Source organism: Bacteroidota bacterium (assembly GCA_016715425.1).
In the GTDB taxonomy this organism is placed as follows: domain Bacteria; phylum Bacteroidota; class Bacteroidia; order Chitinophagales; family BACL12; genus JADKAC01.
Window position 1 is genome coordinate 917,945 of record JADKAC010000005.1, and the last position, 21,205, is coordinate 939,149.

The 21,205-nt window shown below is 33.7% G+C and carries 16 protein-coding genes; 7 read left to right on the forward strand and 9 right to left on the reverse strand.

What is annotated here, in order from left to right:
* Positions 1–139: 139 nt before the first annotated feature.
* The 6 genes from cls to IPN31_09810 all read right to left on the reverse strand — a co-directional run bounded on the left by cls (position 140) and on the right by IPN31_09810 (position 11,012).
* Positions 140–1,582: a cardiolipin synthase gene (gene cls / locus IPN31_09785; protein ID MBK8682177.1), complete on the reverse strand. Its 1,443-nt coding sequence runs from the start codon at positions 1,580–1,582 to the stop codon at positions 140–142.
* A 32-nt stretch (positions 1,583–1,614) separates the two neighbouring features.
* Positions 1,615–3,705, reverse strand: coding sequence for an amidohydrolase family protein (locus tag IPN31_09790; GenBank protein MBK8682178.1), 2,091 nt, complete (start codon positions 3,703–3,705; stop codon positions 1,615–1,617).
* Between the two features lie 174 nt (positions 3,706–3,879).
* Positions 3,880–5,709: an FAD-binding oxidoreductase gene (locus IPN31_09795; GenBank protein ID MBK8682179.1), complete on the reverse strand. Its 1,830-nt coding sequence runs from the start codon at positions 5,707–5,709 to the stop codon at positions 3,880–3,882.
* Positions 5,710–5,887: 178 nt separating this feature from the next.
* Positions 5,888–7,204: a T9SS type A sorting domain-containing protein gene (locus IPN31_09800; GenBank protein ID MBK8682180.1), complete on the reverse strand. Its 1,317-nt coding sequence runs from the start codon at positions 7,202–7,204 to the stop codon at positions 5,888–5,890.
* A 996-nt stretch (positions 7,205–8,200) separates the two neighbouring features.
* Positions 8,201–9,538: a signal recognition particle protein gene (ffh, locus tag IPN31_09805; protein MBK8682181.1), complete on the reverse strand. Its 1,338-nt coding sequence runs from the start codon at positions 9,536–9,538 to the stop codon at positions 8,201–8,203.
* Between the two features lie 22 nt (positions 9,539–9,560).
* Entirely contained in the window at positions 9,561–11,012 is a 1,452-nt protein-coding gene (locus IPN31_09810) for a glyceraldehyde-3-phosphate dehydrogenase (GenBank protein MBK8682182.1), read from the reverse strand.
* Between the two features lie 309 nt (positions 11,013–11,321).
* Here IPN31_09810 and IPN31_09815 point away from each other — a divergent pair, with 309 nt between their 5' ends.
* Positions 11,322–11,672, forward strand: a complete 351-nt coding sequence (locus IPN31_09815; GenBank protein ID MBK8682183.1) for an ATPase — start codon at positions 11,322–11,324, stop codon at positions 11,670–11,672.
* On the opposite strand, the gene IPN31_09820 is transcribed toward IPN31_09815, so the two are convergent.
* On the reverse strand, positions 11,646–12,260 hold the full coding sequence (locus tag IPN31_09820; GenBank protein ID MBK8682184.1) for a hypothetical protein: 615 nt from the start codon (positions 12,258–12,260) through the stop codon (positions 11,646–11,648). The two genes, IPN31_09815 and IPN31_09820, sit on opposite strands and share 27 nt — an antisense overlap.
* 5 nt (positions 12,261–12,265) lie before the next feature.
* Here IPN31_09820 and IPN31_09825 point away from each other — a divergent pair, with 5 nt between their 5' ends.
* Positions 12,266–13,702: an LptF/LptG family permease gene (locus IPN31_09825; protein ID MBK8682185.1), complete on the forward strand. Its 1,437-nt coding sequence runs from the start codon at positions 12,266–12,268 to the stop codon at positions 13,700–13,702.
* Positions 13,699–14,358: a phosphatase PAP2 family protein gene (locus tag IPN31_09830; GenBank protein MBK8682186.1), complete on the forward strand. Its 660-nt coding sequence runs from the start codon at positions 13,699–13,701 to the stop codon at positions 14,356–14,358. Before IPN31_09825 ends, IPN31_09830 begins: the two co-directional genes overlap by 4 nt.
* On the opposite strand, the gene IPN31_09835 is transcribed toward IPN31_09830, so the two are convergent.
* Complete coding sequence (locus IPN31_09835) at positions 14,345–15,085, reverse strand: glycosyltransferase family 2 protein (GenBank protein ID MBK8682187.1); 741 nt, start codon at positions 15,083–15,085, stop codon at positions 14,345–14,347. The two genes, IPN31_09830 and IPN31_09835, sit on opposite strands and share 14 nt — an antisense overlap.
* 63 nt (positions 15,086–15,148) lie before the next feature.
* Here IPN31_09835 and IPN31_09840 point away from each other — a divergent pair, with 63 nt between their 5' ends.
* The 3 genes from IPN31_09840 to IPN31_09850 are packed head-to-tail and all read left to right on the forward strand — an operon-like array spanning position 15,149 to position 18,728.
* Entirely contained in the window at positions 15,149–16,342 is a 1,194-nt protein-coding gene (locus IPN31_09840; GenBank protein MBK8682188.1) for a glycosyltransferase, read from the forward strand.
* Between the two features lie 41 nt (positions 16,343–16,383).
* A complete protein-coding gene (locus IPN31_09845) occupies positions 16,384–17,514 on the forward strand; it encodes a glycosyltransferase (GenBank protein MBK8682189.1) in 1,131 nt (376 codons plus the stop codon).
* Between the two features lie 2 nt (positions 17,515–17,516).
* Positions 17,517–18,728: a bifunctional 3,4-dihydroxy-2-butanone-4-phosphate synthase/GTP cyclohydrolase II gene (locus IPN31_09850; GenBank protein ID MBK8682190.1), complete on the forward strand. Its 1,212-nt coding sequence runs from the start codon at positions 17,517–17,519 to the stop codon at positions 18,726–18,728.
* Positions 18,729–18,767: 39 nt separating this feature from the next.
* On the opposite strand, the gene IPN31_09855 is transcribed toward IPN31_09850, so the two are convergent.
* A complete protein-coding gene (locus IPN31_09855; GenBank protein MBK8682191.1) occupies positions 18,768–19,187 on the reverse strand; it encodes a hypothetical protein in 420 nt (139 codons plus the stop codon).
* A 545-nt stretch (positions 19,188–19,732) separates the two neighbouring features.
* Between IPN31_09855 and IPN31_09860 the strand changes: the two genes are divergently transcribed.
* Positions 19,733–21,205: a hypothetical protein gene (locus tag IPN31_09860; protein MBK8682192.1), complete on the forward strand. Its 1,473-nt coding sequence runs from the start codon at positions 19,733–19,735 to the stop codon at positions 21,203–21,205.

Here is a 21,205-nt window from a genome sequence, read left to right on the forward strand (position 1 = left end):
GTGTAATTTAAATAATTGTAGTTAGTATTTCACTTTGTTGGAAAATATTTTTTCCAATATTATTGTTTAATGTAAGCATATTAATTCAATATTAAAAATCAGAAAAGGACAACCATTGAATGAATCAGGTTAATTGATTTTATAATAGGGGAGCTATCAATCTGAACAAAGACTCTTGTAGCTTTTTAAACCTGCTTCTTTTTTGCCATTCAACCAAAATAATTTCTTCGCTGAGTAATAAATCAGATTCAAAATGCGATTTTAATTCCCCTGCCTTTTCTACATCAATTATAAATGCATTTACTTCGGCATTTATATTGAAACTGCGTTCATCAATATTGGTAGTTCCCAATGTAGAAATATTTCCATCCACAACCATATACTTGGAATGTATCATCCCTTTTTTATAAAGAAAAACTCTGACGTTATTTTCTAGTAATTGATCCACATAACTTAAACATGCCATTTGCACCATATATCCATCCGAAACTTTAGGCAAAAGTATTTTTACTTCTACACCACTTTTTGCTGTAATTAATATTGCTTTTAATATTGCTTCGTTGGGAATAAAATAAGGAGTAGTAATCAGCACTTCATTTAATGCTGTAGTAATCATAGTGAAATAAGCATCCATAATTGCCGGTGAACGACTGCTTGCATTACTTCCCAAAATACTTATTGGCAAATTAGATTTAATTTCATGTGGAGATAAATATTTTTGCAGTGAACCAAATTCTTCATTAGTAGCAAAGCGCCAGTTTAAAAAGAAAAGTAATTGTAACGCATACACAGAATCGCCTTCAATTTTACAATGCAAATCAGCCCAGTACTTTTTTGTTTGCAGTGTATTGATATAATAATCTGCGACATTAATTCCACCGACAAAACCAATATTACCATCTATCACTACAATTTTCCGGTGATCACGGTAATTGGATTTGGTTAAATATTTTGGACTCCATAATGGTCGGTAAAACGCAACTTGCACTCCGGCTTCATTCATTTGTTTTACTTGCCTGCCGGGTATTTTGCTACCAAAACTATCAACCAATAAACGCACTTCTACTCCTGCTTTTGCTTTTTGGCAAATGAGGTCAATTATTCTTTTACCAATATCATCTTTACCATAAAAAATATAATACTCAATATGAATATGCTGCATTGCGTTTTCCATCGCATCAAGCAACACAGGAAATTTATTTTCTCCACAATGCAAAAATTCAATGTGATTATTGCGTGTGAAAACAGAATTGGAATTATTAAAAAATAAATGGGGCAATCTGATTTTACCCTGCAAACGATCTTCAATTTCAGTTCGACGTTGCTGCAAATCAGCCTTGTAATTTTTTAAATAATTCTGAATAAAAATTTGATCAATTTTTTCTTTGGCAACAAAGATTTTTTCTTTTCTTAAATTGACTCCGAAAAAATAGTAAATTAATAATCCTCCAACTGGCAAAGCAATGATGATTAATAAATAAGAATGTGTTTTTAGCGGATTCTTATTTTCCAAAATTACCCTCACACAAGTGCCGGCAACAATTAAAGAATATATAAGAATAATTATTTGTGTTGCATTCATATATTCGATAATTGATTAAAAAGATTTCATATTTAAAAATACACTGCTTCAAAAACTGCAAGTGGAGCACTTCTGCCAACGTTTAAACTTAAGGTATCACCCGTGATAATATAGTTATCAGCAAGCATGAAAACTTCCAAAAAATCATATTCTTTAATATTTTCATCTGCACAATATTTCTTGGTTACAGCCATATTTTCATTAAAACGTATACGATTTAGTTCTTGTAATTCATAGGTGCCATTAAAATAATTACAACCGGCAAAACCATTTATAGTGTTATCACTTTTTAAAATAAAGTATTGTTCTTTTTCCTGATCTGCAGTCATTAATACAGGCTGTCCATCCAGTGTTATCAGTTTCCAATATTTATTTATTATTTCTTCTTCTTCCATCGCACTAAAAATTATTTTACCTGATTTAATTGTCTCTATTACTTTAATATTTTTCAGTTCCATTGGATTTACTGTGAGTGGATCTTTATCTAAAATTACAAAGTCTGCTACTTTATCTTTTTTAAGTGAGCCTTTAGAATTTTCTTCAAAGTATTGATAGGCAGCATTTATTGTAATGGCTTTTAGTGCTTGATATACTGTTGCTTTTTCTTTATCACCAATTACTTGCCCTGTTCGTGATGTGCGATTAACAGCAGACCATACAGTAAACATTGGATTAATTGGAGTTACGGTAGCATCCGAATGATTGGTGTACATTAATCCCATGTTTGCAGCAGTTGCAATCGGACTTAAAAAATCTGCTCGTTCTTTACCCAAATTATCTACATGTACATCACCCCAAAAATAGGCGTGATTAGTAAAAAATGAAGGTTCTATTTTGTATTTTTTATACGTTTCTAATTGATCAGCACGAGCAAATTGAGAATGAATAATTATAGTTCTTCTTTCCTTATCCAATGGTTGTGAAAGTTCCTTACATGCATATTCATGAGCAGCAATAGCCATATCAATTGCAGCATCACCATTGCAATGAATAAAGAGCTGATTGTTTTGCGTATAAGCAGTTTTAAAAAGTGTATTCATTGCATCTTGTGATAAACTGGGAAGTCCTCTGCAATCATTTGTACATCCCGAAACAGGAGTTAAATAAGTCTTTGTAAAGAAGGCAGTTTTACCTTGCGGAGATCCGTCTGCAACTATTTTTGTGCCTTGTATCTTAAAGCCATTTTTGTATGATTTAAATTGCATAGCTGTATCAGTTAAATTCTTTTCTAAATCCATATAACCCGCTAATGCAATTAAATCAATTTTTAATTTTCCATTATCTGCTTGTTGCTGAAAAAATTGAATAGTGTTGCGATCTGTCATTCCATCTTGCGCAGTAGTAATTCCATTTTCTGCATAATAATTTTGTGTTTGATCAAAATACTCTGCTTGTTTTTTACTTAATATTTCTAGCATATTTCCTACGAATGGATACATCGCAGTTTCTTGAATTAATCCACTTGGTTCGTTTGAATTTGGGAACCTATCAATATTTCCTCCTTCCGGATTTGTTGTTGCATTCGTTATATTCATTTTTATCAAGGCCATAGAATTTGCCACTCCCATGTGTCCACTTGTGTGTTGTAAATAAACTGGATTGTTTGGTAAAATAGCATCCAATTCTGTTTTGTTTGGATGACGTTTTTCTACTAACTGACTTTCATCATAACCCCAACCAAATATCCATTCACCATCTTTAATATTATTTTCTGTTTTATATTTTTTTAATGCATCCAACAGTTCGTTAATGCTTGAAGTATTTCCAACGGGCGGAGGATTTAAATTTATTTGTCCCATTGAATTAGAGACCATACCAAAATGACTGTGTGGATCTATAAATCCGGGTAATAAAGTAGCTCCTTTCAAATCTACCTTAGTATAATTAGAAAATAATTTTTCTGCTTCTTTCAGATTACCCACAAAAACAATTATTCCATCTTGTTCCACTAATACTTCGGCATAAGGATTTTCCTCTGAATCCATAGTTATAATTTTTCCATTATAGTAGAGTTGAGTATCAGAAGTTGATTTGTCATTTGAATTTTTTTTATTTGTTTGTCCGCAACTAAGCAATAGGGTAATAGATAAAGTAAAAAGTATTATTGTTTTAATGATATTCATATTTTAATTTTTTAAGAATACTTTGGAATTTTGGGAATCGGCAAATCGGTAATACAACAAACTAACAAAATATATTTGTTTTAATATACTTTATAATTACTATAGGAAAATTGATTTTTAAACAAACAATTTAAACATGATAGTAGAGATAGATAAAATATCTTTTATATGGAATCAATTTATTTTCGTAAACCCATCATCACTCCAATTTTCACTTCCAACACCATGGCGCACATAAAACAAACCATCAGGATCATACTTCTTTTTTATAGCCTCCAATCTTGGATAGTTTGAACCCCAAAAAGATTGTTGCCAATTCTTTTCAAAGAAATTACTTTCAGCAAGATAACTTCCTGCATTCGGTGCAATTTTCTGCAGTTCACTAAATGCGTTATTAATTTTTAATGCTTCACTCCGAGCTTCAACTAAATCAGGTTCATGTCCGTCAATACCAATGAAGACGGGTTGTGCTTCACCGGCAATTATTGCAAGTGCAAATGCATTTAAAACTTTTGGATTCATAGCAGTGTCTTTTGCTGCTGCTAATTCTTCAGCATTGGCACCTGCCAAACCTTTGTTGAAATGCAAAGCGATTGTCCAATATCTGCTTGCTTCAAAAATTGCATCGGCAAGTTTAATTTGATTATTTTTTTCTAATAAAGAATCAGGTAACCATGCAGAATGATATGCATATAAAAATTGTCCCGCTTCCTGAATATTAGATGACCAATACGCATTATCTGCAGGTACATTTGGACGATCATCAAGTGTGATTACTTGCGGAGCAACTTGCTTTAAAAAATCAATATCCCAAAAATGTTGAGCAGGTAAATCTATAATAGTGAAAGGCATTTCAAACGTAAAATTTTCCGGCGATTGATTCACCCAATTTTCAAAATCTTTCCATAATAATTCTACCTCATTTTTATATAAGCCTTGAAAAACCAAATTAAAGTTTATTGTATTGTTTCCATAAAAAGAAATTGATTCTCCCCAATGCGTATTAAAAAGTTGTGTGTTATAAAGATTCAATATTTGTTGAATTAATATTTTAAATGCAACATCATCATTCGCCTTAATTTTTCCGAATACAGCACCAAATTTTTCGGGTAATTCACGAGTTCTTAATGTCAATTTTGTAACTACTCCAAAACTACCACCGCCACCACCTTTTAATGCCCAGAATAAGTCAGCGTTTTTATATGCATTTGCAATTTCTACCGAACCATCGGCAGTTACAATTTCGGCTTCGAGTAAAGCAGCCGCTGCCAGTCCATATTTTTTTGAAAAACTTCCGAAGCCACCACTTTGAATTAAGCCTGCAACGCCAACAGTTGCACATCCACCGCCCTGCACATATCTGCCGTTTTTTGTAGTTACTTCATTGTAGATATGAAACCAAAGCGCACCCGCTTCTATTGTTACAGCAGGTTGTGGTTTTTGAAATGATTCACCACCATTAGCGACGAAATTATCATGCATTACAATGTTATTCATTGCCTTTGTCCAAATAAGTAATGAGTCCGCAGAATTGGAAGTGCCCTGATAACTATGACCACCACCTTTTACAACTAATCTCAAATTATTCTCTCGTGCAAAATTTACAGCAGCTACAATATCCGTAGTTGTTTTAGCAGCCACTGCATACACACTGGGTTCAGAACGCCACGCATCTACCCATCCCGAAGTTTGTGTTAAAGCAGGATTATCACCAATGAAGTAGGGGTTTTTTAAATTTTTAAATAACGCATCACAAGCATTAGTATCTGCTGCATTATTACAAACTACTAATGGCGATTCAACTTTTATTAAATTGCCATTTAGAGATGTATTTAATTGATCCCATTTTTCAGATGAAGGCCAAAGTGCATCATTCGGTCTTACTCTTTTAAAAGTATTTAATTCAGGAATTAAATATTTTTCGGGCGATGCAAATAATGGAGAAAAACCCATTGCAATTCCGGGTAATAGAATCGCACCTTTTAAAAATTTTCTTCTATTTATCAGCATTGGAATATTTATTTTTTCAAATGTAGTTATTGATTATAAATGTTGAAAGCATTGATAGTTGTGGAAGATTTTGCCGATTATTTATTTTTAAAAGGAGGGAAGAATCCTACTGAATGTAAAATAGGTTTGATTATTATTTACCGCAAAGTCTTCTTCAGAAGAAATTAATTAACTACTTAATCACAAACTTTTCTCCCATTAATTTATCAGCAACTTGCAACCCAACAAAATAAATTCCCGGTAGGAGATGGTTTGTTTGAATGACGATATATTTTTCTGTTGCAGTGATATTGTTTTGGGTGTAGACTGTTTGCCCCAATTGATTTACTATTTGCAGCGAATAAATAGTATTGATCAATTGATCACAGACAATTAAAAAATTACCATCATTTGGATTGGGATATATTTTAATTTCAGATGCATTTGTTTGATAGTTGGCGTCATGCTCAGATTTCAAAGTTGGATCGCCAGGAATACAACTCGCCCACTTGGCAGCATCTTTATACCAGTAGCTTGCAATGATATCGTTTTGAAAGAATTTATAAATTATACCACCTAAAAGCGCTTTACCCGGATCATTGAGATGAATGCCTGCGCCATCAATTCTAAAATTTGCACAATCCCAAAACAATCCATCCCAAATGTTTGCCCGCATACCATCAGCCCAGATCGGTGGTCCCCACATAATATATGGAGCAAGCTTTCCCGGATTTCTGTAGCGCAAAGCTGGATCACCATTGATCTGATTTTCAATCACCCATTTTGTTGCAAAATTTGCATGATAAGAACATGGTTCGTGGTTCACTGCGTATTTGTCGTCCAATGTATCAGCATATCCCCCGTAATATGGCGGACTTAAATAAAGAATTTTTAAATTGGGATAGGTATAAAGCAATGCCTGAAATGTTCTTACATAATTGTTTCTGATTGAATCTGCCTGCAATGGCATCGTATAAATACTATCTTCTCTGCTGCCATTCATCATCCAACCAATTTGAATTTGTGCACGTGTAATTCCAAGCGGAATTAATTTTGATGAATCAATATCAGTCCAATAAGTTGGATTATCAATTGTCATATCTTCAATACCACCGTTGTGATTGCATAGTATTGTTGTGAAGCAATTATTTAAACCGGTGGTTGTATCCAATTCTGCCTGATAATGTTTAAATGGTTGCACAGCGGTTGATGATCCAAAGCAGGCCATAATCACTTTTCCATTTATATAATCTACATTTCCAAACGTATCAAGTGGTTTAATTGATTTTGACATTTTAACCCCTTTACTCAAATGAGGTCCACTTAATATATTACTTCCACCCGGATACAATCCACCCTGGTACTCACCCAGATAAAATCCTGTCTGCAAATCAACAAGAGAGACCAAACCGGTTGTATCGTTATCACAATTTGGCTGAGCAAATGTAGTGTTGAACATCCCTCCGAATAAAAGGATAAATGCGAAGATGCTTGCGTTATGTTTATTCATGATTGTGGATTTGAAAACTAAAAGTAACAATTTTTTTAAAAGCGGATATTGCACAGAATATAGAACACAAACAGGCAATATGTTTTACTAAAGCATCTTTGATTTCTTTTCTACTTTTATATTGCGCCAAATTCCCTATTGTATTCCATCCAAGAGCTACAATACTTTCTTCATAAAACTCTTCAGTGCAAGCAGGTTCCTCAATCAGAAGGTATGTGCTGAGGCTTTTGAGAACCTGCGTAGAAATTAATGAGATGTATTCATCAATACTTTTTTACTTGTGGCGAATCTGCCATAATTCATTCTAATTTATTAGAGCTAATTGATATCTAAGTTAAGCGAATTTCAGTAGTGGAATTGGAGTACTTTAAACTTATCGAATTCGATGAGTTTAAAATAAATACCTATTCTAATTCAAGAATAATTAAATCTAATTGCGAGTATGCAATTCAAATTAATGAGTTGATGTGTAGAATCGAAATAACGCAGGGTCTCAATGGCAAACACACAAGGTTATGTTTTTAGGAACCTGATTAAACAATTGGGGTACATTGCATGAAAATAAAAACTTATAACTATATGAGAACGGAATGATGCTGTTGTTGTCTGAACATGATTTATAAGATAAATAGATGGACAGTATGTCTTACATTTTATTTTCTGTTTTTTATTTATTGGTGTATATATCTTAGTTATCTTAATCATCTTAAAAATCATGTTTAGGAATTTTTTAAAATGTGATAATAAGTCTATCTATAAAGTAACTTCTTTTTGAGTTCGGTCTTTCCAGGCTTAATCTAATTATGATAATAAATCATTAGGTCTGTTGTCGTTCGATATATAAATGAGTTTGAATATATACAACACAATATAGAAATTTTTCTAGCCCCGATAGTAGTGGAAAGCCCACAGCCCGTTTTTCACGGGCGAGGACTTGGAACGGATAGCGGGAAATAGCTCCTAAAAAAAATAAATTGAATAAATTGTTTTGGGGTACTACTTCCTCCCCATCATCCCCAAAGCCTTAGCAGCTTTTGCACCGCCACCCATTTTATTCATCATCTTCATCATCTTGCGCATTTCTTCAAATTGCTTGATGAATTGATTTACTTCGATGATATTATTTCCGCTGCCATCGGCAAGTCGTTTACGACGAGTGCCTGTTAATAAATCAGGATCATGACGTTCGGCGGGTGTCATGCTTTGTATTATTGCTTCTATGCGTTTTAATTGTTTCTCGTCAATATCCAGGTCTTTTATTTGTTTGCCGATTCCGGGAATCATTCCCAACAGATCTTTCATGTTTCCCATTTTTCGAATCTGTTTCATCTGACTTAAAAAATCATCGAAGTCAAATTGATTTTTGCGAATCTTGCGTTGCAGTTCAGCAGCTTTTTCTTCGTCGTATTGTTCTTGTGCTTTTTCTACGAAGGAAACAATATCGCCCATGCCGAGAATACGTTGCGCCATACGTTCAGGATAGAAAATATCCAACGTATCCATCTTCTCGCCGCTGCTTACAAACTTGATGGGTTTCTCTACAATATATTTAATAGATAGGGCAGCACCACCTCTGGTATCGCCATCCATTTTTGTAAGTACAACACCATCAAAATTCAGACGGTCGTTAAATGCTTTTGCAGTGTTAACTGCATCTTGTCCGGTCATGGAATCTACCACAAATAATATCTCACCGGGATTAACAGCGGATTTAATATTTGCAATTTCATCCATCATCATTTCATCCACAGCAAGGCGACCGGCAGTATCAATAATCACTACATTATGGCTGTTCACTTTTGCAAAGCTGATGGCTTTTTTAGCGATGTCAACAGGGTTTTTATTTTCTAAATCGGCATATACATCCACTTTTATTTGTTCACCTAAAACCTGTAATTGATTAATGGCAGCAGGACGGTAAACGTCACCGGCCACAAGCAGAGGATTGCGGCCGGTTTTCGTTTTAATATAGTTAGCAAGCTTAGCAGAGAAAGTGGTTTTACCGGAACCTTGTAAACCGGCTACGAGAATAATTGCGGGCGAACCTTTCAGATTAATATCTGCTTTGGTGCCGCCCATAAGCGTGGTTAATTCATCCTGCACAATCTTCACCATCAACTGTCCGGGACTAACGGCAGTGAGAACTTCCGCACCCATTGCTTTATCCTTAATAATGTCGGTAAATTCTTTTGCTATTTTATAATTTACATCGGCATCCACTAAGGCACGACGGATTTCTTTTACCGTTGTGGCAATATTAATTTCGGAAATGCGTCCCTGACCTTTAAGGGTTTTAAAGGCGGAGTCTAAACGATCTGATAAATTCTCGAACATATATTTTCTTCTCTGCTATGCATTAATAATAACGTAAACGGATAACACCACTTAAAAACTTACTGAGTCGCACGGCCTGTTTGGTGTATCCAAATTCATTGTCGTACCAGCAATACAACACAACAGATTTTCCATCGGTGGAAACAATAGTTGCAGGAGCATCTACCACCACAGCATGACCATTGCCAACACAATCAGTACTCACCATTTCCTGGCTCATGCTATAATCAATTTGCTCTACTAAATTGCCATGCTTGGCAGCTTCTTTCAACACATTATTTATAGTTTCTACATCCACTTTCTTATTTAAAGTAAGATTCAGAATTGCCAAAGAAACGTTTGGTGTGGGGACACGAATTGCGTTTCCGGTAAGCTTACCTGCCATGCTTGGAATTACTTTGGTAACGGCACTTGCAGCACCGGTTTCTGTAATCACCATATTAATAGGAGCGGAACGGCCACGACGAGATTTCTTGTGGAAGTTATCTAACAAGTTTTGATCGTTAGTGTAAGAGTGCACTGTTTCAATATGACCGTGTTCAATACCATAAGTGTTTTCCATGATGGCGATAACTGGAACAACGGCATTAGTAGTGCAACTTGCGGCGGAGAATATTTTCTCTTCTGAATTCAAATATTTTTCATGATTAATACCATGTACAATATTTGGAATATCCCCTTTGCCCGGAGCGGTGAGTAATACAATATCAGCACCTTTTGAAAGCAAGTGTTTGCTCAATCCTTCACGATCACGACTTACACCTGTGTTATCAATAATCAATGCATCATTAATTCCGTATTCGGTGTAATCTATATCTTCCGGTTTGCTTGCAGCAATCATGTGCACGATATTGCCATTAATAATAAGTGCTTTATTTTCCAGATCTTCTTCAATGGTACCATGAAATTTACCATGCACACTGTCCTTTCTTAATAAGCTTGCACGTTTCATAATATCATCATCCGAATTTGTACGGGTAACAATTGCACGCAAACGTAACTGTTCACCCTTGCCGGCTTCATTAATTATTATTCTCGCAGCAATTCTTCCAATACGACCAAAACCATAAAGCACAACATCCTTTGGTTTCAACACTAATTTATCCTTACCGATAAAGTCTTTCAATTTATCAGCAACAAAATCATCATAGCCTTTGTATTTGCTGCCTTCGGTCATCCATTCTTTTCCCAGACGACCAAGGTCAATACGAGAAGGAGCGAGGTCGAGCTTTGCAATAGCTTTCATTAAATTCAATGAAATATCCACCGTTAAAGGCTGGTTTAAAAACCGCTGTGCATATAAATGATGATTAAGAACTTCACTTGCACGCACATCCACCAAAGTACGGCGGAAGATGATAAGTTCTACACTTTTGTCGAACCAAAGGTTAGCAGCGATAGAACTGAGTTCCACGGCATCTTTTTCCTTTTGATTCCATTCTTTTAGCTTCGATTCATAGTTTACTGCACTCATTGTATAGCATTTATTTATTTATGTTTAAAGAGACGGCAAAGGTAGTAAACTTAGGTGTGAAAGCCCAATAACAGTGAGTTTTAAATTATTGTGATAGAAGGGATTGGATGATTTTACTAAAAAATAAATAGACGAAACATAAATATTCTCGTAGTCTTTATTTATTTGTGTATAAAATGTACATAATCAATGTAAAAAAAACTGCCAATAATTTTGTTTATATAGTAAATTAATTAAACTTGCACGGTTGATTATAACTGTTAACCATCAATGGGAAAAAGCAAAAAAGTAAAATTCACCTTAGAGTACATGATTCGCTCTACGCCGTTGGCGTTATATAATTTTTTAACAACAGCCACCGGTTTGTCGCAGTGGTTTGCTGAGGATGTGGACAATGAGGAGAACACCTTTTATTTCACATGGGGAAAGCAAACAGATATTGCTGAAATGATTTCAACTGAGGACGATGACTTTATCCGGTACCGTTGGGATTATCAGGATGAGGATGAATATTTTGAATTCAGAATTGAGAAAGGAGATATCACGGACGATACTGTATTGTTTATTACCGATATAGTGGATGAAGGTGATGTAGAAAGTCAAAAGCAATTGTGGGATGCTCAAATAAAAAGCTTAAGCAAACGTATCGGCGCTGCCTGATAATAGGGTTTCAATCTCTCTTACCCGCTCAATAAATTCTTTTTGTATTTCAGAAATAGTAGTTGATGTTATCTTACAAGATAATTTTAAATATTGATATGTATTAATATGCGTATTAATTTCTATGGCAGAAAGTGTATGAAGAGGTTTAAAATATTCAGAATAAAAATCATGATTCCATGGATTGTGCGCAATAGAAAATTGCCAATCAGTTATAAGCGAAGAATTGTGTTGTAATTTTTTAGAAATTGCAATTGCTTTATTGCCTGTGGCAAGAAGTGAAATACTGAAAAAATGTCCATACCAAAACATACATCTGAAAACAAGAATATCTCGTGATGGATTTATTTTTGGAATATCGAGAATGAGATATGGTTGATGTAAATAATTTTCTCCCTTGGTAATTTTAAATGTAAAAGGTTCTACTTCAGTAAAAAGCTGATGTGATAACTTATCTTTGAGTTCAATACCAATAGCATTAAATAATGAAATTATTTTTTCGTTAATCCGATGTTTGGTAGGAAATATTTCCGAATCAAACATCAGTTTTTTTTCACGATCATTAAAATCCAATAATTCATCTTTCATATCTTATGTTAAAGCGCCTGGACAAATATATTCTAAAGTCATTTATAGGGCCGTTTATAGTTACGTTTTTTATTGCGTTGGTTATTTTACTCATTCAATTTTTATGGAAGTACATTGAAGATTTGGTTGGGAAAGGATTAGGAACATTCGTTATAGCAAAGTTATTATTTTATGCATCCGCTAATATGATTCCATTAGCGCTTCCACTTGCAACATTACTTTCATCAATTATGGTATATGGTAATTTGGGAGAACGATTTGAACTCGCCGCATTAAAATCTGCGGGAATTTCTATGTTTCGATTTATGCGCAGTACTATTATTGCCGGAATTTTTATTGCTTTTGGCGCATTTATGTTTTCTAATTATGTATTGCCGAAAGCATCATTAAAATTTTGGACAACACTTATTGATATCACGAAACAAAAACCTGCATTAAATATTAAACCCGATCAATTTTATAATGAGATAGATAACTACAGTATTTTAATCGGTTCAAAGCAAGAAGATAATATTCATATTTCCGATATCACTATTTATGAAGAAGGAGATAATAAACATAATACGAATGTTTTAATTGCTGCAAAAGGAGAGATGTTGCCAAGTGGTGATAAAAAAAATCTGGTATTGAAATTAGAAAAAGGAAAACAGTACGAAGAGTTAAAACCGGAGGTGCGTAATAAGCAACAATTTGAACACATGCGCATGGAGTTTGGCACTTGGGAAAAAGTGCTGGACCTCTCAGGATTTGAAATGCAGCAATCTAGTGAGGAGTTGTATAAAGACCATTACAGGATGATGAATGTGGGGCAACTTTCAGTAGCAATAGATTCCTTAGTTGTGCAATCTCAAAATAAATCCGAGACACTTTCAAAAGTATTAGATCAGTACTTTACATTTAATAGAGACACTGCATTTACATCCAGAATTGAGTCAATGGAAAAAGTAAAAACATCAGATACCAGTTTTATAGAAACAGTAAATCCGGAGGAGCAAAAAGTAGTGATAAAGCGAGCGCTTGCTTCGGTGAGAAACATCTCGAATTACACACAACAGATAGAAGATTCCATGCGGTTTACAAACGAGAAAATTGCAGATCATAAAATCGAATGGCACAGAAAATTTACGCTGTCAGTTATTTGTTTGGTTTTCATTTTTGTGGGAGCACCATTGGGGGCAATTATTCGTAAAGGCGGATTTGGTTTGCCGGTAATTTTTTCAATTTTTATTTTCATTATTTATTATGTGATTTCTATAACAGGTGAGAAGATGTCGGAGCAAGCAGTGATCTCTCCATTTACAGGAATGTGGATGGCTATCTTTATTATTTTTCCATTTAGTCTTTATCTTACATTGAAAGCAAAAAATGATTCACCTATTTTTAGTTTAGAATCTTATTCTAATTTCTTTTATAAATTGAAACAACGATTATTTAAAAAATGAAAAAAATTATTACAGATAATAAATGGTTTTTAATCCCTTGGTTGTTGTGGAGCTTGATATTGTTAATTTATGTTTTGCTAACTCCGAGAGGAACATCAACGCTGTGGGTAAATGATCAACACACAGTTGTATTAGATTTTATTTTTAGATGGACAACATGGTTGGGAGATGGAGTGACCGTGGGTATTATTTGCTTTATTTTATTGTTTGTACAATTCCGGGCTGCTGTATTTGCATCCATAGTTTCTATTGCGAATTTAGTTATAACAGGCGCTTTAAAAAAGGCATTTTCATATCCACGTCCGGCAACTTATTTTGAAACTATTGATTTGAATTTTGTACATGGAATTAAAACATATTACCATTTAAGTTTTCCATCAGGACATACTTCAGCAGCATTTTGTATTTATCTAACTCTTGCTATAATATGCAAGAAAAAAAAGTTGGGACTATTGTTTTTCTTTATTGCAATGGCAGTTGCAGAAAGCAGAGTATATCTGTTGCAACATTTTGAAGAGGATTTGTTATTCGGTTCTGCAATTGCAATTGTATTGACTACGGTTACTGCTTCTCTTATCTATAAAAAACCTTTAAGAGAAGATAGCATTTGGAATAGATCTCTACTTACATTGAATAAAAAAGTTATTGAAAAATAGGATTACGTATTATGCCCCATTTCTGCAAACGATATTGCACTGATGTGGAAAGCACACCTAATCCGTAAGTAACACTGCGTTTAAAATTGATAGAACTTGCTTCTTCAAAATATTTTGTGGGACAAGTAATTTCTCCTATTTCAAATCCTTTAAAAAATATTTGTGCAAGCATTTGATTGTCGAAAACAAAATCATCTGAGTTAGCCTGGAAGTTTATATTTTTTAAAACATCAGCAGAAAAAGCTCTGTATCCGGTATGATATTCAGAAAGTTTTTGATTCATTAAAAAATTTTGAGTAAGCGTAAGCATGCGATTAAAAATATATTTATAGAGTGGCATGCCACCTTTGCGGGCGCCCTTACCTAAAATTCTACTACCTAAAACCACCGGGTATAAATCATTGGCAATAATACTTACCATCGCAGTTATAAGTAAAGGAGTGTATTGATAATCCGGATGCAGCATAATTACGATATCAGCTTTCAATTCTAATGCTGTTTGATAACATGTTTTTTGATTGCCACCATAGCCTTTATTATTTTCATGACGAATCACATGTGTAATACCAATTGTTTTTGCAAGCGTGCTGGTATTATCACTACTGGCATCATCCACTAATACCACTTCATCTACAATATCAAAAGGAATTTCCTTGTATGTTTTTTCAAGTGTTTTCTCTGCGTTGTATGCAGGCAGCACTACTATTACTTTTTTATTTAAATACATGATGTGTATAAGCCGCAAATTTAGTTATTCAATACAAACTACTGCGTTGTAATTTTAAGCCGCATGCGAATTCTGTTACTCACAAAAAAATTACCATACCCTGCAAGAGATGGTGAAGCGATTGCCAGTAGCAATATTATTCGATTTATGGCAGAAGCCGGGCATCGGGTTGTGGTGATTAGTATTATCACAAAAAAGCATAATTTTTCTTTGAATGATGTGCCTGAAGAAATAAAAAGCAAGGTAGAATTTCATTTGGTAAATGCGGATACGGCTATTTATTTTAAAGATGCTGTGTTGAATTTGTTCAGTAAATTACCTTATCATATTTATAGATTTATAAATAAGGATATAACTACTCTGGCTGAAAAAGTAGTGCAGCAAAATGCATTTGATATTATTCAATTTGAAGGTTTATTCTTATTGCCTTTTGTTGAAACGATTAAAAAATATTCGAATGCAAAGTTGATTTATCGCAGTCATAATGTAGAGGGTGTTATCTGGAAACGGATGGCTATGAAAATTAAAAACCCAATTAAGTCTTGGTATCTTACATTGCAGGCACATCGCTTATTAAAATATGAATTGAAAATGATTCCGGCCACAAATGCAATCATTCCAATTTCAACTGCTGATGAACAATATTATAAAAAACATTTTCCAAACATGTTGGTTACTTGTATTCCTACAGGCATAGAGGAAAAGTTTGATAATACTGTAATGTGCAATTCAAGTTCAATTTATTTTTTAGGTGCATTGGATTGGTTCCCAAATCAACAAGGTTTATTGTGGTTTATAGATTCAGTTTGGCCGGATGTAAAAGCAAAAGTTCCTGAAGCAAGTTTACATATAGCCGGCAGAAATGCATCGACAACTTTAGCAAATAAAATTGCATCAGCATGTGATTATTATGGAGAAGTAGATGACACCAGAAAATTTATTTCAGATAAAAGTATTTGTATTGTACCTCTATTTGCCGGCAGTGGTTTAAAAATAAAAATTATCGAAGCTTTAGCCGCAGGCAAGGTGGTAGTTACTACTCCCATTGGTGCTGAGGGGATGCCATTATCTCTTGATAATTATTTATACATATCAAATTCTGATGAAGCGATGACGCAGCAATTAGTTGAAATTTTAAAAGAACCGCAAGCTGCAATGCGCAAAGCTTCAGAAGCAAAAATTATAGTAGAAGAAAATTTATTAAATGCAGTTCTTGGAAATCAATTAGTAGAAGTGTATAAAAAAGTATCACTTTGATTTGGTTAATGGTCATAGTATATATAAGTATATTCCTTTTGGTGTATAGCTATTTAATTTTCCCATGGACACTGCAAGTTTTAACAAAAAATAAATCATCAAAAAATATTGAGCCTTCAAGTATTGCAATCAAAAAAGTATCTGTTGTTTTAGCTGTGTATAATGAGGAGAAAGTGATTCGTGAAAAGATTGAGAGTTTTCTTTCCTTGAATTATCCGGCTGGAAATATAGAATTCATTATAGGGTCTGATGGATCTACAGATACAACTGAAATTATTATTGAAGAATATATAAATCAATATCCTCGCATTCAATTGGTGAAATTCGGAGGGCGTACAGGTAAGTCAGGAATTTTAAATCAACTTATTCCATTAGCAATCGGTGAGATACTAATTCTCACTGATGCAAATATTTATTTTGAAAAAGAAATGGTGATGAATCTTGTTAATGGATTTGATGATGCATCCATTGGATTGGTAGCGGCAAACATTCAAAATACAGGAATGGATAAAATTGGAATTTCATTGCAGGAGGAAAAATATATTCAAAGAGAAAATTTAATTAAGTATAGGGAAGGGGAATTATGGGGAACATTGATGGGAGCATTTGGTGCATGTTATGCAGTGAGGAAAAAATTAGTAAAAGCCATACCACCGAATCATTTGATGGAAGATTTTTATATTTCAATGAAAGTGCTAGAAGCAGGATATAAAAATATCATGAGTTTAAAAGCAATAGCCTTTGAAGATGTTTCTGAATCTGTTGCCGAGGAGTTCAAAAGAAAAGTGCGCATTTCGGCAGGTAATTTTCAAAACCTAACTCACTTTTATAAAATGCTATGGCCAGTGTATAAGCCAATTGGATTTTGTTTTCTATCACATAAAGTTTTAAGATGGTTAGGTCCATTCTGGATTATATTTATCATAGGTGGATCAGCCATACTATATTCTCAGAACTTATTTTTCATGATGCTGTTTTGGTTTTCAATGGCAAGTATTTTTTCACCTCTTATAGATTGGATATTAGCCAAATTGAATATTCATAACTTTGTAGTGCGGTTAATAAGCTATTTTTTTCTAATGAATTTTGCTCTTCTTATCGGCTTGGGAAAATACTTTAAGGGAATTAAAACCAGTGCTTGGCAACCAACACAAAGAAATATTAAAGATTAAACATGGAAGAATATAAATTAAATACCATTGAAGAAGCGATAGAGGATATCCGAAATGGTAAATTGGTAATTGTGGTAGATGACCAGAATAGAGAAAACGAAGGTGATTTTATAACCGCTGCACGAAATGTAACTCCAGAAATAATAAACTTTATGGCTACGCATGGCAGAGGTTTGATTTGCACTCCCCTTGTAGAAGACAGATGTGATGAACTTGGTTTGGACCTTATGGTGAATAATAATACAGCGCTGCATGAAACTCAATTTACAGTTTCAATAGACTTAATTGGTTATGGATGCACAACAGGTATTTCTGCAACAGATAGGTCGTTGACAATTCAGGCTCTTATAAATCCAAAAATTCAGGCAAGTGATTTTGCAAGGCCAGGACATATATTTCCATTGCGTGCAAAATTGGGAGGGGTTTTGCGGCGCACTGGTCATACAGAGGCATCTATAGATTTGGCAAGATTGGCTGGTTTTGAACCGGCGGGAGTGTTGGTTGAAATAATGAATGAGGATGGAAGTATGGCAAGGTTACCGGACTTAATGAAGGTTTCTGAAAAATTTAACTTAAAAATCATATCAATAAAGGACTTAGTTGAGTACAGAATGCGTCACGAAACCTTAATAAAAAAGGAGGCTGTGGTGAATCTTCCCACCAAGTTTGGCAACTTTAAATTACATGCTTTTTCCCAAACTACATCTGGAGAAATTCATTTGGCCTTGGTTAAAGGAACCTGGAATAAGGATGATGCAGTACTTGTAAGGGTGCATTCTTCTTGTGTAACCGGAGATATACTTGGATCCTTGAGGTGTGATTGTGGTGAACAATTACATTCCGCAATGGCAATGATTGAGAAAAATGGATCAGGTGTAATTGTTTATATGCAACAAGAGGGAAGAGGAATAGGACTTTTAAATAAACTCAAAGCTTATGAGTTGCAGGAACATGGAAGAGATACTGTTGAGGCTAATCTTGAATTAGGATTACCTATGGATCAAAGAGACTATGGAATAGGAGCACAAATACTCCGAAGTTTAGGAATTACTAAATTAGATTTGATTACAAATAATCCTAAGAAAAGAGTGGGACTTAAAGGTTATGGACTTGAAATAGTTGGAAATACTAAAATTGAAATGTTGCCAAACGAACACAATATGCACTATCTTGAAACCAAGCGAGATAAATTAGGCCATGATATTCTGAGATAAAGTAAAGTACAACTATAAAATAGAGTTGTACTTTATTAATTAAGCAACTAATTTGCTTTTATCAAACCCGCCAGACAATAAATTCATATTGAAGAGATTTGAAAGCAATACTATTTCGGTTTGAGAATTAGAATGCTCCAATTTAGCACTATCATCAATAATCATTATTTTTTGAGTAAGTGAGCATTTGCCATTGTCAAGTCTTACTGCAAGATTATCCAATTTATCAAAATGATCTTTTGTAATTGTATTCTCCAGGTTCAACTCAACCAGAATACGATAAATTGTTTTATCTTCTTCTTTTTGAAGAACATAATCAAATACTTTGGTTGCCCAGTTAAAACGGTTATAAAGTTTCCATCCGTCTTTCTCCGGATATAAGCTACGCAAAGTAGATTTAAATGGATTCAACATTTCCGACTGGTTTGTGTGTGTTGTCGATGTGAGTGCTTGTTGCATTGTAAAAATTTTTAAAAGTGTTCCAATTGATTAGCACTACAAAAGTCTCTCATTATATATAGGTGTACAAGGAAGGAAATACGAACCACTAACCCCAAACTTATAGTTAAAGGCATAGATTTACATCTCCAAATCAACGACTTAGAAAAAATAAAGCTTTCAAAACTAACAGCAGATGAGTATTAAAACACCCTGCTGTTTAGTTTTAATTAATGTTGGATTATTGGTTATTAGTCCAGTCCCAACCGGTGTCGGTTTTTGTAGTTGAATGATTGTTTGTGTCATTCGCATCTATTCCAGTTTGATTGTTAACGTTAGAACCACCAACGAGGCCAAGGGCCATTAGAATTGATAATAAGATTGCCATAGTAAAATTGTTTTAATGTTTACAAATTGTTTTAAAGTGTGACACGAAAGTATATGCAATATTTCAAACTGCCAAATTTATTTTCAATGATTTTTTATGTCACCTATAAAAATATTACGAAACTGTTTATTAAAAATCTTATAGCATATTTGAAAGGCTCTTTCAAGGTTAGAGTTAGATGGAAAAAATAATTCAATTAGTTAAAACATTAAATCCAAACGAGGTTAGGGCAATAAAGCGATTCTTTGCTTCTAGCAGTAGGACTCAAATCAATCATCGACAATTATTATTTAACAACATACTTAACGGTAAAGTAAATGATGAAAATACAGGAAGTAAAACCATAGGAAGAACGTCTGGAGACCCTGCTTTTATCATGTTAAAAAAGCGATTGAAAGATGATATACTGAAGGTACTCGTAACTGAAGAAGGGTCCAAAAAATTTAATTCAAAATATTTTGAAGCAAGATATAAATGTCGTTTGATGATTATTGAAGCTGATTTATTATTAAGCAGAGGAGTGTCTTTACTTGGAGAAGAAATTTTGAAAAAGAGCCTAGTACTTGCAGAGCAATATGAGCTCACAAATGAAGCACTTATTTTGTATGATTTATTACAAGCTCATTTTGGAATTAAAGCAGGTCCAGAAAAATATTTAGAATATTCAAATAAAAATAAAAATCATTTAGTTCTAAGTCAAAAGAAATTTGAAGCTCAAGATTATTTCCGACAATTGACAATGCCTCAAATATTTTCAACCAATAAAAATTATCTATATAAAGATCAATCTGCTTTGGCAAGTAAGGAATTGGAAAAGTTAGCAATTGAATCCAATTCTGATGAAATCCAATCATGGTATCTGAGGAGTAATATTTTTTATTTTCATACAATTGGGGATTATATAAGTGCAAGAGAATATGCTACAGATTTTTTAGATTTAGCAAATAGGAGTCCGGTATTAAATTCAAAGGATAATATTGGAGGTGCTTATATGCAATTATCAATAGTAAATTTATTAATAAGGAATTATAATGAGGCATTTAAATTTGCTGAAAATGCTACCAAATATTTTGTAAAACAAAGTATGAATCAGGTAAATGCGCTTAGTTTTTTATTTCTAGCAGCAATTTATGATAAGCAATTTGATAGTGCACTTACAATAGTAAAAAAAGTATCGGAATTTAAATCAATAACGCAATATAAATCTATTGAAGCAAAATGGAATTACTACAAAGCCAACCTACTTTTTGCTCAAGGTAAATATGATGATGCGCTTGCATTATTGCAACGGGAGAATGAATTGATTTCTGATAAGTCTGGTTGGAGACTTGGTTTTAAAATATTGGAGATGATGTGTATTATAGAACTGGGCTATTATGATTGGTTGGATTTCAGAATTGAAACGTTTAGAAAATTATTAAGTGATGTAAAAAATGAAAATGTAGCACGTCCAAAACTCATCCTTCAAATCATCAAAGGATTTATCAAGCACATGTATGATTTCAAGAATACGACAAACGATTTAAAAGAGCATTTTGATTTATTGGCTTCAAATGATGCTGAATATAAATGGGATCCGATAGGTTATGAAGTAATTCCTTTTCACGAATGGTGGTTTAATAAAATTTCTTCCAATAAAATTGTTGCATAA